Source organism: Microcoleus sp. B3-A4, from assembly GCF_036705385.1.
Lineage (GTDB): Bacteria > Cyanobacteriota > Cyanobacteriia > Cyanobacteriales > Microcoleaceae > Microcoleus.
In genome coordinates this window covers 60,607-78,090 of sequence record NZ_JAUBUI010000018.1, presented here as the reverse complement: position 1 = coordinate 78,090, position 17,484 = coordinate 60,607, and the positions used below count along the sequence as shown (strand labels likewise).

10 protein-coding genes are annotated in these 17,484 nt (G+C 48.7%); 5 read left to right on the top strand and 5 right to left on the bottom strand.

What is annotated here, in order from left to right; genetic code table 11:
• Window positions 1-142: 142 nt before the first annotated feature.
• From QUB33_RS10600 to rpoD, 4 genes are all read left to right on the top strand, one after another.
• Window positions 143-1,027 carry an ABC transporter permease gene (locus tag QUB33_RS10600; RefSeq protein ID WP_190660478.1) on the top strand — a complete coding sequence of 295 codons (885 nt, stop codon included), beginning with the start codon at window positions 143-145 and terminating at the stop codon, window positions 1,025-1,027.
• Window positions 1,028-1,608: 581 nt separating this feature from the next.
• Entirely contained in the window at window positions 1,609-1,770 is a 162-nt protein-coding gene (locus tag QUB33_RS10595) for a hypothetical protein (protein ID WP_333217588.1), read from the top strand.
• 255 nt (window positions 1,771-2,025) lie between these two features.
• Window positions 2,026-2,190, top strand: a complete 165-nt coding sequence (locus QUB33_RS10590) for a hypothetical protein (protein WP_223300711.1) — start codon at window positions 2,026-2,028, stop codon at window positions 2,188-2,190.
• A gap of 685 nt (window positions 2,191-2,875) precedes the next feature.
• Window positions 2,876-4,042 carry an RNA polymerase sigma factor RpoD gene (gene rpoD / locus QUB33_RS10585; protein WP_190735350.1) on the top strand — a complete coding sequence of 389 codons (1,167 nt, stop codon included), beginning with the start codon at window positions 2,876-2,878 and terminating at the stop codon, window positions 4,040-4,042.
• Window positions 4,043-4,259: 217 nt separating this feature from the next.
• Here the strand turns inward: rpoD and QUB33_RS10580 are convergent, their stop codons facing one another.
• From QUB33_RS10580 to QUB33_RS10570, 3 genes are all read right to left on the bottom strand, one after another.
• On the bottom strand, window positions 4,260-4,412 hold the full coding sequence (locus QUB33_RS10580; RefSeq protein WP_015179166.1) for a high light inducible protein: 153 nt from the start codon (window positions 4,410-4,412) through the stop codon (window positions 4,260-4,262).
• A 125-nt stretch (window positions 4,413-4,537) separates the two neighbouring features.
• Window positions 4,538-5,971: an ATP-binding cassette domain-containing protein gene (locus tag QUB33_RS10575; protein WP_333350135.1), complete on the bottom strand. Its 1,434-nt coding sequence runs from the start codon at window positions 5,969-5,971 to the stop codon at window positions 4,538-4,540.
• A 266-nt stretch (window positions 5,972-6,237) separates the two neighbouring features.
• Window positions 6,238-8,790 (bottom strand): DNA topoisomerase (ATP-hydrolyzing), encoded by a 2,553-nt coding sequence (locus tag QUB33_RS10570; protein ID WP_333350132.1) that lies wholly within the window; start codon window positions 8,788-8,790, stop codon window positions 6,238-6,240.
• 1,482 nt (window positions 8,791-10,272) lie between these two features.
• Between QUB33_RS10570 and QUB33_RS10565 the strand changes: the two genes are divergently transcribed.
• Window positions 10,273-10,668 carry a response regulator gene (locus tag QUB33_RS10565; RefSeq protein WP_006632892.1) on the top strand — a complete coding sequence of 132 codons (396 nt, stop codon included), beginning with the start codon at window positions 10,273-10,275 and terminating at the stop codon, window positions 10,666-10,668.
• 310 nt (window positions 10,669-10,978) lie between these two features.
• Here QUB33_RS10565 and QUB33_RS10560 read toward each other — a convergent pair whose 3' ends face one another.
• The gene (locus QUB33_RS10560; RefSeq protein WP_333350130.1) at window positions 10,979-15,109 is read right to left on the bottom strand and encodes a DNA-directed RNA polymerase subunit beta''; all 4,131 of its coding nucleotides are present in this window, start codon (window positions 15,107-15,109) and stop codon (window positions 10,979-10,981) included.
• A 423-nt stretch (window positions 15,110-15,532) separates the two neighbouring features.
• The gene (locus QUB33_RS10555) at window positions 15,533-17,407 is read right to left on the bottom strand and encodes a DNA-directed RNA polymerase subunit gamma (RefSeq protein WP_333350128.1); all 1,875 of its coding nucleotides are present in this window, start codon (window positions 17,405-17,407) and stop codon (window positions 15,533-15,535) included.
• Window positions 17,408-17,484 lie beyond the last annotated feature (77 nt).

Sequence of the window (17,484 nt, the reverse complement as noted above, 5' to 3'; positions counted from 1 at the left end):
ATTTTTTTTTAGCCGCACCGCGCGAAAAAACCCGGTTTGTCGCGAGTGTTGGGCGAATGAGAAAGAGGATTTTTGACTGTTCCGGGTTTTTTCGCCTGAGTGCTACTAAAATCGAAAAGTCTTATATAGGTCGATCGTCATTATGGCTCAAAGCCGCCTCCGACTACCGCGATTTCTCAACAGTGCCTCGCCCTCAAGCCTGTCAATGAAAATGATGTGGGCAGGTTTGACAATAACTGCCGTGTTTGTATTGGTAGCCATCTTGTCTCCAGCTATGCAAGCTTGGGGATGGCTGCAAAATCCTACCGAGGCTTTGATTAACCCCATCCACGAACCGCCGTCGGCGAATTATTGGTTTGGTACTAGCCGCAGCGGCTACGATGTGTTTTCCCGCACGCTGTTTGCTTCTCGCGCGGCTTGGCAAGTGGTGATTTTAGCCACTGCTTTGAGTTTGTTTATCGGTGTGCCGCTGGGTTTGGTTAGCGGTTATTTGGGCGGTAAGCTCGATCGAGTGTTGTTATTTTTAATGGATACAATTTATACTTTGCCGGGGCTGCTGCTTTCTTTGACGCTAGCATTTGTAGTGGGAAAAGGAGTTTTGAATGCTGCGATCGCCCTGAGCATTTCCTACATCCCTCAATACTACCGCGTCGTCAGGAATCACACCGTCAGCGTCAAAACAGAATTATTTGTCGAAGCCGCGCGAGCAATGGGTGCTGACACTTGGACAGTGCTTTCGCGCTACCTGTTTCTGAATGTGATTCAGAGCGTACCTGTGCTGTTTGCGCTCAACGCTGCCGATGCAATATTAACATTAGGAGGTTTGGGATTTCTCGGATTAGGGCTTCCCGAAGCAACTCCCGAATGGGGACACGACTTGCGTTTAGCTTTAGATGCGCTACCTACTGGCATTTGGTGGACGGCTTTGTTTCCCGGTTTGGCGATGACTTTAATGGTGGTGGGACTGTCTTTGGTGGGGGAAGGATTAAACGAGTTTGTGAACCCTCGCCTGCGGAATCAGCAGTAATTTGTCTCGCGGTTACATTAAGTTCGCAGTCAGGACTTTAGTGCTTATTCACAAATATACAAAAAACTGAAGTCCTGACTACAAACAGGCGCTATAAAGAGATCGTAATATCGGCCAGATTAATTACTAAATCTTTCTCTCAAGAAGGTGAATTCTTTCTAATAAACCTTCGTTGGGTTGTCTATATAGACACGGATCTGAAATTTTTCTTGATAGCTTCATCCCCTAAAGGTCAAGCCACACAATTTAAACCCGAGTAGAGGATAAAGCAAGGCTCTGTGCTTTCTGATGACACGCTGTAAATAATAACAAAATTTTGAGCATCGCACCAACGTCCTACCGTTCCACTGCTTTAAGTGCATCCAGCAGCTTATGCCTTCTCTAACAATAACAAGCACATCGCTAACTGGGTAAATTTTTCTTCCCTGGCAGAGTTATCGTCGGCCGACTGTTGCAGCAACGCCCGCTGTGGCTTTTGTTTCGTCTGCTTGAAATTATCAAGACAATTCGGGAATGCTACCTAAAATTGATTGAGGGGCTTTATCGGATCTTCATACTGTCACGATATATTTAAAGGAATCATGAAGTTATACTTCCGGGAGATGGCAAATTGTGTTGTTTGTGAGTATGTGCGATCGCGCAAGTGCGAACCGAAAGCAAAAAAAAATAGAGAAATCCGCAGCCGAGAGTTGCGCGGCGCGTTAACTCTCAGTAGAATTTATCCTGGTGGTTTTGGCCACTGACGCGACAAACTCGTGTAGAACTGCTTAAATAAGAATGTGACGTTAAGAACTTAATGTGATTTAACATCAAAATTAAACCCAATTTCTGAGATTTGAGCTAACTTAACAATGAAAGCCCCTGTTGCATTACTCAACCCGCAACGCTTCATTGGGGGTCAGAGTCGGTCTCTAATCCAGAGTTGCCGGCTTAAAACTAAAGCTACGAGCTTTATTCAATCGCAGATTGCGTATGATTCAATTCAGGGAAACAGGGTAATGATGGGTGTATCTACACGGATTGTATTGGTTCCAATTTGGGCAACTCAAAAATTGTCTGCTAACTGTCTGGCCAACTACGCCGCAGCCGTTCACCCAGATATACGCAGAAAACAGCGCCGTTCGATCGTGCCAAAGTTTTTGCGGGCCGTTCTCAGGATTTAGCAGAGCCGGACATAAGTTAGTATTGTCAAGCTAAGCTGACAGAGTTTTCCTAGTTCTTGACCAACAATGGAAAACAACTTCCATTTTTTGTGAGAAAGGCTACAATCGGGAAGGTCTTTGCAAGATCCGATTCTCCCGGTTTGGTGCTTCAACCCTCTGCTGTTGCATTTGAGGCAGCAGACCAACATCCAAGGTGGCGAAAATTTGCCGCGCAACTGTCATGTCCGACAACCCGAGTAAAGCAAGGCGAATCAAAAGTTCGACACCTCGAATACAAAAGTTAGAGGGTTCCGTGCCGGAAAACTTGTACGGGTAAAAACTCGAAGTACCGAGTAAAAAAGCCAGTATTTTTGGAAGTGAGATCGATCGTAGTTCATGGTTTGCTTCTCTGGGCAAGGTATTGCAGATGATGTGGTAACTCGCTCCGAAAGAAAAAGCCGCCAGCTCAATTTAAGGCCGCGATGTTAAAATCTGCGATCGATTGAATGCGCTGCCTGCTTCAAACCCGAACTCGAACTTTGACTCATAAAACTGGTGCAGTTTCGGTAACAGATTCAGCTAGCAGACCGAAAATCCCACTATTTTTTCCTGCGGGAATGTCAATACTGGCTAACTTGTCTAAACTACAAACAGACACTATTCCACTGTTATTTATTCTTTAATTCAGGAGCATGAGGAAGACGGCATGATCCAGGCTAACACCGTACTCGAAACCACAATTACACCGGAAATGGAAACAATCGAGTTGCTTCGGGGCGCCGAAAGCGTTCTACCTGAGAGCGAGTTAGAACTCTTTATCGACGAAGAAGACGATCGAGAAGAATTCTTAGACTCTCAATCTGAGGAAGACCCTAAATCTGGCAAAGGCGCCAAAGCCCGCCGTCGGGCACAGGCAAAGAAAAAGCATTATACTGAAGACTCTATTCGTCTTTACCTGCAAGAAATCGGTCGGATTCGACTGCTGCGAGCTGACGAAGAGATTGAACTAGCGCGCAAGATTGCAGATTTGCTGGAATTAGAGCGAGTTCGAGAACAACTGCTCGAAGAGTATAACCGCGAACCCAAAGACAGCGAATGGGCTAATGCTGTAGATATGGCACTTCCTGCATTCCGTCACCGACTCCACGTCGGCCGTCGGGCAAAGGAAAAAATGGTGCAATCAAACCTGCGTTTGGTGGTGTCGATCGCCAAAAAATACATGAATCGCGGTTTGTCTTTCCAAGATTTGATTCAGGAAGGCTCTTTGGGTCTGATCCGGGCTGCTGAAAAATTCGATCACGAAAAAGGCTACAAGTTTTCTACCTATGCAACTTGGTGGATACGTCAAGCCATTACCCGTGCCATCGCCGACCAATCGCGCACTATCCGCCTACCGGTTCACCTTTACGAAACCATCTCGCGGATCAAGAAAACTACCAAACTCCTGTCTCAGGAAATGGGTCGCAAGCCTACGGAAGAAGAAATTGCTACCCGCATGGAGATGACGATCGAGAAGTTGCGGTTCATTGCTAAGTCCGCACAGTTGCCCATCTCTTTAGAAACTCCGATCGGCAAAGAGGAAGACTCACGTCTGGGAGATTTTATTGAATCAGACGGGGAAACACCAGAAGATCAAGTCTCCAAAAACTTGCTCAGAGAAGACTTGGAAAGCGTTTTGGATACTCTCAGCCCCCGAGAACGGGATGTACTGCGGCTGCGTTACGGCTTAGATGATGGACGGATGAAGACCTTGGAGGAAATTGGTCAAATCTTTAACGTCACTCGTGAGCGGATTCGCCAAATCGAGGCTAAAGCCCTGCGAAAGTTGCGCCATCCCAACCGCAACAGCATCTTAAAAGAATATATCCGCTAGAGTAATTTGCTAGCATCACCCAAAAGAGTGATTCGCACTCTTTTTTTTGGGGGGGAGACCCCCCGCCCCGGTTTGAGCTATAGCGGTTAAGTTTTGGGCAGCTAACTGCCCGGAGCAAGTGGCTATTTGCCGCCAAAATTGCGCTGCCAAAATTTAGGGAGTCCGTTACGGAACTCCCAATCTTTGCAGTGTCACAAAAGTCTTAACTAGAAGAAAATTACATCACGCCCCAAAAGTGAAGCAGGCCTTGACCGGAAACCAATTCGATGATGACAGCGGCAGAGAAACCAATCATCGCCAGACGACCGTTCCAATTTTCGGCTCCCTCGCTGAAGCCCCAGTTCCAAGCGTTGCGTTTTTGTTCTTGCATAGTGCGAACTCCTTTCGTTAACTTGTGTAAGGCTTATGTAAATAAATATAACATTACTTGATAAAAATGCAAGCTTGTGAGTAACGATATCGGTCACAACGGTCGATCGACCTTGATAATTTTACCTAACGAGGAAAAATAGCCAACTCGGTATCGGGGTCAAACAAGTGAATTTTGTCATGGGCGATGGCCAGCCAAAGCTCCTCGCCAACTCGGATCGATCGCTCAGGAGGAACCCGCACTTGCATTCGCACCGCCGGATCGTCCGTCAAACAAACCCCCAAATAAGTTTCGTGTCCCAAAGCTTCTACAATTTCCACTTGTACCGAAAGATTTTTGGTAGCCGGAGGGTTAATACTCAGATGTTCCGGCCGAATTCCCAAAATTAGCCCTCGCCCGTCATATTGTTGTAGACTTTTTGCCCAAATATCGGGTAAAGTAAAGCGAAATTGCGGGTGAGAAATCAACAACGGGGCGCTAAATTCCACCAACAAAAAATTCATCGGCGGAGAACCGATAAACTCAGCAACAAACAGATTAGCCGGCTTGTTGTAAAGCTCTAGAGGTTGAGCTACTTGCTGAAGCTGGCCTCTATTCATAATAGCAATTCGATCGCCCATTGTCATCGCCTCAGTTTGGTCGTGAGTCACATAAATAGTTGTAGTTCGCAACTGTCGCTGCAACTGCACAATTTGCGATCGAGTTTCCGCCCTCAATTTCGCATCAAGATTCGATAGCGGTTCGTCCATCAAAAAAACTTCAGGATTCCTAGCCATCGCCCTACCCAAAGCTACCCGCTGCTTTTGCCCTCCCGAAAGTTGTTTTGGCAAGCGATTTAAAAGAGATTCTATTTGCAATAATTCAGCTACCTCTCGCACTCGTTTTCCTACAGCCTTTTCCCGTTCCGACAAATAGCGCAAACCCGGAGGAAACTTGCGAGTAGCTCCTCCTAAAAAATCTTCAAACACAGGATAATTTAGAGGATTTTTAAAATAATTAGAAGCTAAATCATTAATAACCTCTTCTACCTTATTCCTAATTTTTTCTATATTCTGGATGCTTCCTTCTTCTCCTTGTATTTCCCCCCTTCTCTCTTCTACTTTCTTCCCTTTTCCTTCTTCCTTCTTCCTTCTTCCTTCTTCCTTCTTCCTTCTTCCTTCTTCTTTCTCCCTTTCCGAGCGCCGCAATCCAAAGGCGAGATTATCGTAAACTGTTAAGTGAGGATAGAGAGCATAATTTTGAAATACCATAGCGATATCTCGGTCTTTAGGAGGCAAATCGTTAACCAGCCGATCGCCAACCCAAATATTGCCGGCCGTCAAAACTTCCAAACCGGCGATCGAGCGCAGCAAAGTGCTTTTTCCGCAGCCCGAAGGCCCCACCAACACCATGAATTCCCCGTCTTCGACAGTTAGGTTAATGCGCCGCAAAACGCTGTTAGACGAAGGGCGATCGGCTATAGGCGAGACACTTTCTGCGACGGTGTTTGCTTCTTTTTCCTGTTCTCCTTGGCGGAGCGGAAAACTTTTGTAGATATTTTCTAATACAACTTGCGCCATTAAACAATTTTAGGTTTTAGATTTTAGATTGGGCATGGGCTATGGGGCATGGGGCATTGGTAATTGGGGTATTCAAGGAAGGAGGAAGTTCGGCAACGAGCAGTATACGGGATTTCAATGATTTAACGGATGGATGTTGAATTCACAAGTCAGAGGTCAGAAATCAGATTAATTCCTAATGCCCAATGCCCCATGCCCCATGCCCCATGCCCCATGCCCCATGCCCCATGCCCCATGCCCCATGCCCCATGCCCCATGCCCAATGACTATTGACTGCTGATAACTTTGATAATTTTTTCACCTGGATTGAGGTCAAAAACTCGATCGCCCGCAGCATCTTTCCCCCAAAAAGCTATAGCATCAATAGCCGATCGCAGCATGCGGCCTGAATTAGTAAAAAGTTTGACATCCGTACCCGGAACCGCCTGCAGCAAGCCAACTAAAGCATCTTTAGGCTCTGAGAAACGAAAAGCTTGAGTGCCAATTTCGCCCCGGTTAGTAAGTCTGACAGAACCTGCAGGCATTCGTTTTGCCCAACCCAACTCGGAAAATAGCACCAGACTGTCGTTCGGGTCGAGAGTGATGCAACCCACCAACTCTTCCTGCTTCCGCAACCTGGTTACTTGAGAGCCCTGGGCCGCGCGGCCCATTGGCGGCAGTTGTTCATCATCAATCTCAAACCGGAGGACTCGACCTCCTGAAGTTGCGATCGCCACTTGCTCGCCGACTTTAGCCAGACTCGCACAGCGCAGCCGGTCGTCCTCCTTGAGTTTAACAACAGTAACGCCGCGATTAGTCAAATCAGCAAATTCCTGCATCGGCAAGCGCTTAATTTTCCCTTGCTGAGTCAGAGTTACTAAATCCGCCGCTTCCGAATTTTCCGGCAAAATAAAGTGTGCAACTGTGATTTCCGACAAAGCGCGACCGGCACTTTCTTTAGTAGCACTCGGCGACAACAAACTAACGATCGGCGTTCCCCGGTCTTTGGCGCTACTACTAGGAATATCGGCCACTTTCAGCGGGTAAGCTTTGCCGTTAGGAGTTAAGACGACCAAAGTGCGATCTGTTTTCGTCAGATTTGCCGTCACAATAAAATCTTCATTTTTTTCTAAAGCTGAAACCGATTTTTCGCGACTTTTCGAGCGTGGCTTTTCCCCAGGCGGCAAGCGCCGCACGTACTGCTTGTGCGAAAATTCAACTATAGTTTCCTCTGCCTCTAGAACGGGCAATAAGTTAGGCTGAATTGTTGCCGGCGACAACTGCTTCACCCCAGAATTTTTCTTACCAGCAAATTGTGATTCGGTGTTTGCTGCGCGTGCAGTTCCATTGGCGAATTTAGTGCGGCGGGGGTCAGCGTACTTGCGTTTGAGCGATCGAAATTCCTTCTTTAAAGCCTTCAAAAGTTCACGCCTGTCGCTCAACAACCGCTGCAATTCTTGAATATTAGCCATCAACTCATCAAACTCAGACTGCAAATTTTGCCTTTCCAAACCAGTCAGCCTACGCATAGGCATCGCCAAAATCGCATCAGCTTGGCTTTCGCTCAAATTGAGGCGAACTTGTAAAGTTTGCTTAGCAGTAGAGCCGTCAGGAGAATTTCTGAGAATGTCGATCGCTGTGTCGAGATTTGTCAAAGCCAACATTAAGCCTTGGACAATATGACAGCGGCGTTCTGCTGCTTGCAACTCGTAATTGTAGCGGCGGGTAAGAGTCACTTCCCGGAAATCCAGAAATTCCTGCAACAATTGTCTCAGCGTCAACTGTCGGGGTTGACCGTTGACAATTGCTAGCAAAATCGCCCCAAAATTTGTTTGCAGGTCAGTTTGTTGGTAAAGGCGGGCGAGAACCGCTTCAGGGGTAAATTCCCGCTTGAGTTCAATCACCACTCGAATGCCTTCGCGATCGCTCTCGTCACGCAAATCAGAAATACCGTCGAGGCGGCCAGCATTGACCAACTCCGCCACCTTTTCAATCCAAGCCGCCTTATTTACCTGAAACGGAAACTCCGTCACCACGATCGCCGTTTTAGTACGCACCTTGCGATTACCTGGCACCTCTTCCACCCCTGCCACACCCCTGACCGCAATGCTGCCTCGACCCTTAGTGTAGGCGTCAACAATGCCCTCTGTAGAGACGATTTCCCCTCCGGTTGGAAAATCCGGGCCCGGAATCAGTTCTATCAACTTCTCGTCCGATAGTTCAGGGTTTTCAATCAAAGCAATTAAACCGTCTACCACCTCCCCCAAATTGTGCGGCGGGATATTAGTTGCCATCCCCACAGCAATGCCCGTACAGCCGTTGAGTAACAGAAACGGCAACTGAGCAGGCAGCGCCGTCGGTTCCTGCTGCGAATTGTCAAAGTTACCAGTAAAATCAACAGTTGCCTCGCCGACTTGGGTTAGCATAGCTTCGTGGGCGATCGGCGCTAGCCTCGTTTCCGTATAGCGCATAGCAGCCGCCGGATCGTTGTCAACCGAACCGAAATTGCCGTGACCCGCCAGTAAAGGATAGCGGCTTGAAAACTCCTGAACCATGCGTACCAGAGCGTCGTAAACTGATTGGTCGCCGTGGGGGTGATATTTTCCCAAAACATCTCCAACTACCCGGGCGCACTTACGGTAAGGTCGGTCTGGCGTCAGACCGAGTTCGTGCATCGCATATAAAATTCGACGGTGAACTGGTTTTAAACCGTCGCGGACATCAGGCAAAGCTCGCCCGACGATCACACTCATGGCATATTCGAGGTACGATTGCTGCATCTCGGCGTGCAGAGGCGTAGAAATTACTTGCCCGGAAAGTAGGTTGAGTTGTTTAGCCATGAGTCCTTGTGTCCGTTAATTCCTGAGTGAAAACAGCCTCTGTCAATAATGCCGAGGTTGCCTGTCTCGATTGAAAAGCCTTTGCTGCAGGCGAACCGAAAGTTCGACCCAACCGCCCAGTTGAAGAATAAAAATAAACTTAACTTGTGAAAGCAGAATCAGAGTCCCGAAGACGGGCAACACTTGCCTCTTACTCTCCACTCTTACCCTAACCTCTATGTTGCCTTCATTTGCGCCTACCTGTCTATTTACCTTCTGCCGTGAGAAGGTGGATTCACAGGAGAACACGGAATGCCAGAAACTCAGAACGTAGTGAGGCTGTAGCTCTTCCTAGGAAAGCGTCACGAGGAACTTGAGTCCCCGTCAATCTATGATAGAATTTAATTGCAATTAGGAATAACCATCTACACGAAGAAATATTCTATTCAGGAGAAACCTCAGATTGAGCTGGTCTCGGTACAGCCGTAGCCGGGATCGAGCAGCAATGGTAGAAGATCGAGCTTACCGTATTTTGGCAAGCGTGAGGGACTCCGAAACTATTAAAAAAGAAAAGTAAGCGGAAGTTGAATACCTCTGGTACTGGTACTTGTTCTGATTGTGTAGAGGCGACAGGACTATGAGTGAAGTCCAAGTTTTGGCTTTATTCAATCATAGAGCGTGGCCGTGACTCGCTGAGAGTGTCAAAAATACCGATATTGATGAATTTATCAGTCAAAAGCTCTCCTGGCGATATCTCCTAGTCTGACATCCCCTTGAGGAACGGAAGCGTCGATATTTTAAGCCGTTTTGAGGGGTTAAAACTGAGAATTAGGCATCTCCAACAAGCCCCGCTAGATTTGCTACTCCGAATGCTGTGGCGACGGGAGTATGTGAATAAACATGGCTTGATTCTAATGAGGAAGAAGGAAAATAATTATCACACATTCCCGAATCTAATACCAGTTTAAAAAATAATGCAACTGTAGATCCGCGATCCAAACCCATATCCAGTCAATCAGTTCCCATCTAAAATCTAAAATCTAAAATCTAAAATCTAAAATGGTAGAAGCCGGAGGCTTGACCGAAATAGAGGATACTATAGTCCAGGACGCACGGGTAGTCAGAAACCGGGTTTTTTCATAGCAATAGTTCGTTATAGCCCGCCGAAACGCTCGAAAACCCGGTTGCGAGGCGTCGTCCATGCGTCCTGGATTGTACTAGAAACCTGCTACCTGAGAATCTTGAGACTCTCACCAGTGTCAGGTCGAGTTATAAAAAAGAACTAAACTGTCTGTGTGTAGTAGTCTAAATGATGGTACTGGATGCTTCTAGGCATCTGTACACCGTCTCACAGCTAGTGGCTCAAGGATATACATACGGGTTTTGCAGGGTTCCCGGCTGATGGCGCTAAAAACTCTGCATTTTTGACGGGGAATGTAGTCCCCGTGTCGTGTTCCTCTTTGGACTAAAGTCACAAAGTTTCTATACTTCCCATATTTATTTATGAAAACCGTTCTGATTGTAGAGGACGATTTGGTTAATGCTCGGGTTTTTTCCAAAATTCTGACTAAGCGGGGGGGCTTAGCCGTGAAGCACACGGAAAATGTTGAAGAGGTGATGCAGATTGCTGCCAACGGCGAAGCTGATTTGATTTTAATGGATGTGTCTCTTTCGCGCAGCGTGTACCAGGGCAAATCTGTTGACGGCATTAAGATTACTCAACTGCTTAAAGCTGACCCGCAAACGGCCTCGCTGCCGATTATTTTGGTAACTGCTCACGCGATGGCTGGTGATAAAGAAACATTTCTAGATCAAAGCGGTGCCGACGGTTACATCTCTAAACCTGTGGTAGACCATCAAGAGTTTGTTAATCAAATCAAGGCTTTGCTGCCTGATTGAGTGAACCATATATGCAGAAGGAATAAGAAGGAAGAAGGAAAAAGGAAGCAGGAAGAAAGAATTGTTTGTGTGAACCAACAAACAATTAAAACTCTAGAATTACAAGGTTTTCTTGAACTCTAAATCTTCCTTCTTCCTTCTTCCTTTCGATGTCCCATAGCACAATACTATGAGTTCGGACTTGGAATTTGTGAGGAAAAATTTGAGCTTTTTTAACTCATGAAATCGGAGTGTGCGTTGTGGCGAGGAAGCAACTTATCCTCAGCGAACACAACGCTGTTCACTCCTTCATGCAAGCTCAAAACTATGATTAGTCTTCGTCCTCGTCGAAGTCAAAACCGATATCATCATCATCGTCACCATCAGGTCCTAAGGCATCATCATCAGTCTCAGCGACAAACTCGTCCTCATCAACCTCAACTTCCTCAAAATCCTCATCAGCCTCAAGATCAGACCCGCGCCCGATCTCAAAACCGCTCTCGATGGTATACGCGCGACGCGCCGTACGGTCATCAAGTACCACATCCTCCTGTAAATCGTGGATGTCGTCATCAAACACAGCACCATCAAAACCCGCATCCTGGACCCCAGCATCCTCATAGGCATTGAACCCAGTACCCGCAGGAATCAGGCGGCCGATAATCACATTTTCCTTCAGTCCCCGCAGCCAGTCAGACTTACCTTCGATCGCAGCCTCAGTCAACACCCGCGTAGTCTCCTGGAACGAAGCAGCGGAAATAAAGCTATCAGTATTCAGCGAAGCCTTAGTAATCCCCAGCAACACCGGAGTATAATCCGCCGGCGCTCCACCAGTAATTGACATCGCCTCATTTACCTGCTCAACCTGCCGCAATTCTACCAACTCGCCCGGGAGCATAGTAGTATCGCCGCCATCTTCCATCCTGACTTTGTTGGTCATCTGGCGGACGATGACCTCGATGTGCTTATCAGAAATATCCACGCCCTGAGACTGATAAACCGACTGCACCTCATTCACCAAAAACGTCTGCACCTGTTGGAAACTCTCCAAAGCAGCCTCAAAAGTAGACTGCCGCTCCTTGAGCACGTGGAAGAACACCTCCAGAATTTCGTGAGGGTTAGCAGGCCCGTCGGTCAAAGCTTCGGCGACGCCTACGCGCTGTCCGTCGGAAACGATCGGGTTTTGACCAGGCAACAAAGGATACTCCTCAATCCGGCCATCATCCTCAATCACCGCAAGTTCCACAACATCGTCATCCGTAACCACGCGAGCCGTCCCCGGCCGCTTGGCTAAAATACAAGCTTCCTTCGGCTTCCGCCCTTCAAGAAGTTCCTCAATCCGTGGCAAACCTTGAATGATATCCCCAGTCTTTGCCCGCTCAAACACCAGAATCACCAAATTGTCACCCCGCTGCACCAAGTCACCGTCGTCTACGTGCAGCACCGCACCTGCCGAAACCCGGTAAGGACGAGCCACCCTGAGCAAGAGTTTCGCCGATTCTGTCTCCGACGCAGGTACAACCTTCACAACTTGGCCGGACTCTTCGAGAACAACCCCCGGAGCTATTTCGGTACCAGCCACCAGCAGTTGACCCGGACTCACATCCGGCGTACCCGCCACAGAGATCGAAATAGAATCCGCATCTCGCATCACCAACAGTCGGCGCACTGGTTCGCCATGCCCCTCACGGATGCCGCGAACGATACCCGCTTCTTTGCAGAGAATCTCTGTGCGGGCGACTACTGCCCCGGGTGCGATCGACTGCCCATCTTCGACCAACAGCCGCGTGTGAGTGCTGCCCTGAGTCGGATCGGCAGACACATCCCGCCGAATCACCAGCGATTCCAAAATGACTAGCTGCAAGCGGAAAGTCTTGGAAGCTCGATCGCCCCCATCGGCCACAGTCATCGCCAACTCTTGCGACGCACTAACGTCTTCAGGCGAACCCCAAGCCGGTCCCGAACCGTCCGCCCCAAAAGCCGTAGCATCCTCCTCATCCGGCAGCAGCTCGATATCCGCCGCCAGTTGCGGAGCTCCCGAACCAATTTCCAAAATAAGCTGAGTCCGCAGCAGTTCCAATCCCTCGACAGATTTGACGCGCTCCCCATCCTTATAAGGAAGTCGCTGCACCGCTTTCAAAGAGATCGACTCATTCAGCGCCGTCTGAGAAGGCACAGGTGGCTTATCCGGCACCGGAAACTCCACCACAGGCCGCAGCAGCAAAGCCGGGCCCTCGGGAGTTTCGATATACTCCGCATAGCCCAACTCTTCGGCAACCAAGCCTGGGAAAATTTCTTCACCGGCGTTGACGATTTGACCTTCCCCAAATGTTAGTGGCGGGCGGTCAACTACATGGAGTGTGCCCGGTTTGATCACAATTTCCCGGAGGATGTCATTTTTCTGAGTGATTTCCACTGCCCCGCTGGTTTGGCAGAAAATATCCTTAACCACCTCAGTACCGGCCTCAACGTACTGGCCATCTTCCACCAGCAGCAATGAAATATCTTTATTTACCTCGTGGCACTCTTCCGGTATCCAGAGCAGAGTCCCCCCCTTCACGACTTCGTAGCCAAGTTTAGCTTTGCCGCGCTTGTGGACTTCCACCCCCCCGTACTTGACAATGCCCCCTGTAGCTGTGCGGTAGCTGTCGTCGAGCAGTTCGGCGACGACTTCCCCGTTAATCACTTTGCTCCCAGGAGCCGTCTTCAAGGAAAACCGCTGCTTAGAAGATGTTTCGATGGTGTAGTGGTCGCGGCCGCCTGCGCTTTCTGCCCGCACGACTGCTTGGTCGAGCAGGACTTGGGCGGTGATAATTTCGATTTCTCTCGGGTCAGCGATGCGGACTACGCCACCGTGTTCAGAGATGAGTTTGGTTTCGGCAATTACGCTTTCGGCCGGAATTCGATCGCCATTTTTCACTGCTGGTTCGGCGCCGGGGGGCAAGTTGTAGACTTCTCCTGAGAGAATCCAAATCAGTCCGCCTTTGCTTGCTGTGCGGGTTGTGTTCCCTTGGCGGTCGGTTTTTTCTTCTGGCACCAAATCAGCAAATTTGGCTTCTCCGGCTAAGTCGGAAGCCACGTCTGTAGTCACTTTTTCCGTAGTTTTGCGGGCGGCGCGACCGACGATCGGCACTTCTGCCAAAACTTGACCGGGAATGGCGCGCTGTCCGTCTTTGACCATCAGAGTAGAACCCTGGACGATCGCCAATTCGATTTTCAGCTTTTGATTTTTTGCGCCAGATTTCCCTTCTTCAAATCCGTCGCCCTCAAATACAAGTTTGCCGTTGTTTTCGGCTACCAGTGCTTCTTCGCCGTGTCTGGTGCGGAACGAGCGAGTACGCAAGTTCTTGAATTTCACTACGCCCGGGAAGGGTGCGCGTTCTTGTTTAGCGACTTCTCCGGTGAATACGCCGCCGGTGTGGAAGGTACGCATGGTGAGCTGGGTTCCCGGTTCCCCGATCGACTGAGCTGCAATAATGCCGATGGCTTCTCCCATGTCCACCATTTTCAAGTGGGCGAGACTCCAGCCATAGCAGTGCTGACAAACCGATCGGGTAGATTCGCAAGTCAGGGGCGATCGTAAATACACCTCTGCCACTCCAGATTTACCAATTTCCCCCGCCAACTCCTCGGTAATTGGCTGATTTCGGACGGCTTTTTCGTTGCCGTAAGCCACGAGTTCCCCGGTTTTGGGGTGGACCACATCTCGGGCGAAAACGCGCCCCAGCAGCCTGTCCTTCAGGGGAATCAGCACTGTTGCTCCGTCCGTCATCGGCCGCACTCGAATTCCCCGCTGGGTGCCGCAGTCTACTTCCCGCACAATTACGTCTTGGGACACATCCACCAACCGGCGAGTCAAATAGCCAGAGTCTGCCGTCCGCAAGGCTGTATCTACCAAGCCTTTGCGCGCTCCGTAGGAGGAAATAATGTATTCGGTAACGGTGAGTCCTTCGCGGAAGTTGGTTTTAATTGGCAAGTCGATGATTTCTCCTTGGGGGTCAGCCATCAATCCGCGCATTCCGACTAGCTGCCGCACTTGAGAAATGTTTCCCCGCGCCCCGGAGAATGCCATCATGTAGACCGAGTTTAGGGGGTCTGTGGCTCGGAAGTTTTTGACTACTTCGTCTTTGAGGTCTTCTGATGTGCTGTTCCAGGTATCGATTACTTTTTGGAAGCGTTCGACTTCGGTGATTTCGCCTCTGGTATATTTTTGTTCTGTGATGCGGATTTCTTCTTCGGCTGCATCTAGGAGCGATCGTTTTGACGGGGGCACTTGCAAATCGTCTACGCTAATCGAAACTCCCGCTCGTGTCGCAAAGCGGAAACCCAAGTCTTTGAGTTTATCGGCCATTTGCGCTGTACGGGCCGTTCCGTAGTGCATGAAAGACCAAGAGATTAATTTTTTGAGCTGACCTTTGTCAACAACTCTATTGCGAAAAACTATTTCCTTATTTTCTGTCATTTTTCGGAGTAGTGGTAATTGGTAATTGGTAATTGGTAACTTTTACTGCCGTTCGACTTCGGTTCCGCTGAGCGAATCCGAATGATTTAGGAACCGCGTAGCCAAAGTATTGGTAATTGGTAATTGGTAAGTAGAGTAGCGGGAAAAAACAACAAGCATTTTGTAGGGTGAGTTTAGCGTATAAGGAAGAGAGCTAAGCTAGGAGATGAATGCACTCACCTGCCCTTCCCATAATAAAGTTTACTTGCACCTACCTACTTACTTGGTAATTAGTAACTTTTACTGCCCTTCGACTTCGATTAGGAACCGCGTCTCCGAAGTAGTGGTAAGTAGTAATGGGTAATTTTTCCGTCTTCGATCGCTCTTATTTTTTAGCAATTATTGACCAGTTATTACCCATTACCTGTTACCCATTCCCAATTTCTAATTGTTAATTACCGATTCGATGGTTTGGTGATAGATAATCCTGCCCGGAGTAGTGCGAATGAACTGATTGATCACCTTGCCCTCTCCGTCTTCCCGAACCCGGCGGAACTTGTATTCTTTCGTCACTATACCGTCGGTAGAGCGTTCCACCTTCAGCGGTTCGCCCTCCGGTTCAGTGTTTTCGATAGCGCCTTGAAACCTCACCCACACGTATGAGTGCAAGTCAACGACTCCTTGTTCGTAAGCTACAACCGCGTCGGTAAGGTTGGAGAAATAGTGACCGGCGCCTTTTTGAGCGTCAGGATTTTCGGCTGTCAAGTAATAGCAACCGAGCACCATATCTTGAGAAGGAGTAACGATCGGTCTTCCGGTTGCCGGCGACATAATGTTGTTAGAAGCCAGCATCAGCAAGCGCGCTTCGGCCTGAGATTCCAGAGACAAAGGCACGTGCACGGCCATTTGGTCGCCGTCAAAGTCAGCGTTAAAAGCCGGACAGACTAGCGGGTGAAGCTGAATTGCCCTCCCGTCCACCAAAATCGGCTCAAAGGCTTGAATCCCCAAACGGTGGAGGGTCGGCGCCCGGTTTAGCATTACCGGGTGTCCTTCAATCACCTCCTGAAGCACGTCCCAAACACTCGGATCGTTGCGCTGGATCAGTTTTTTGGCAGCTTTGATGTTGTTGACCAATCCTTGGCGGATCAGGCGGTGGATGACGAAAGGCTGGAAAAGTTCGATCGCCATTTCCCTCGGCAAACCGCACTGATGAATTTTCAGTTTCGGCCCCACCACAATCACCGAACGCCCGGAGTAGTCAACCCGTTTCCCCAGCAAGTTTTGCCGGAAGCGACCTTGTTTCCCTTCAATGATGTCCGACAGCGACTTCAGCGGGCGGTTGTTTGCGCCAACCACTGTCCGACCCCGGCGACCGTTGTCAATCAGCGCATCCACAGCTTCTTGCAGCATCCGCTTTTCGTTGCGGATGATAATCTCCGGTGCCAGAATTTCTTGGAGTCTGGCCAAGCGGTTATTGCGGTTGATGACTCTCCGATAAAGATCGTTGAGGTCGCTCGTTGCAAAACGCCCGCCGTCTAGCTGTACCATCGGTCGCAAGTCGGGGGGAATCACCGGAATCACATTGAGCACCATCCAATCGGGTTGAGATCCCGTAGCGATGAAGTTGTCAATTACCCGCAAACGTTTAATTAACTTCGCCCGTTTTTGACCTTTAGCATTAGCAATATCTTCCCGCAGCTTTTCCGCTTCAGTTTCTAGCGGAATATTTTGCAGCAAAACTTGCAAAGCTTCAGCACCAATCCCCACTTCTACACCTGTGAGTGTGGAATCTTCGCTGTAAAGTTCGTCTTCTATTTCCAGCCAAGCATCTTCCGTGAGCAATTGCTTGTATTGCAGCTTCTCTGCATTACCTGCATTGAGGACAACGTAGGCATTGAAATACACGATTTGTTCGACATCTCGCAGCGGCATATCTAACAAAATTGCCATGTAACTCGGGATGCCTTTGAGATACCAAACGTGAGCTACTGGAGCTGCTAATTTGATAAATCCCATCCGGTGACGGCGGACGCGAGATTCAGTGACTTCAACACCACATCTTTCGCAAACAATGCCTCTATGGCGAACTCGTTTGTACTTGCCACAATGACATTCCCAATCTTTTGCAGGCCCAAAAATGCGCTCGCAAAACAAGCCATCCATTTCAGGTTTTAACGTGCGATAATTTATGGTCTCCGGTTTTGTCACCTCTCCAGTAATCTGACCGTTGGGTAAAGTTCTCTCTCCCCACTGTCGAATTCTTTCTGGTGAAGCTAACCCAATCTTTACGTAATCAAAGCGTTGTTCTATTTTAGCCATTCTTGACTCCAATTAATAATTTACAGTCGATTATTTGTGGTTGTTTATCTTTTTTGGTTGCTTGTTTCACGGCTTAA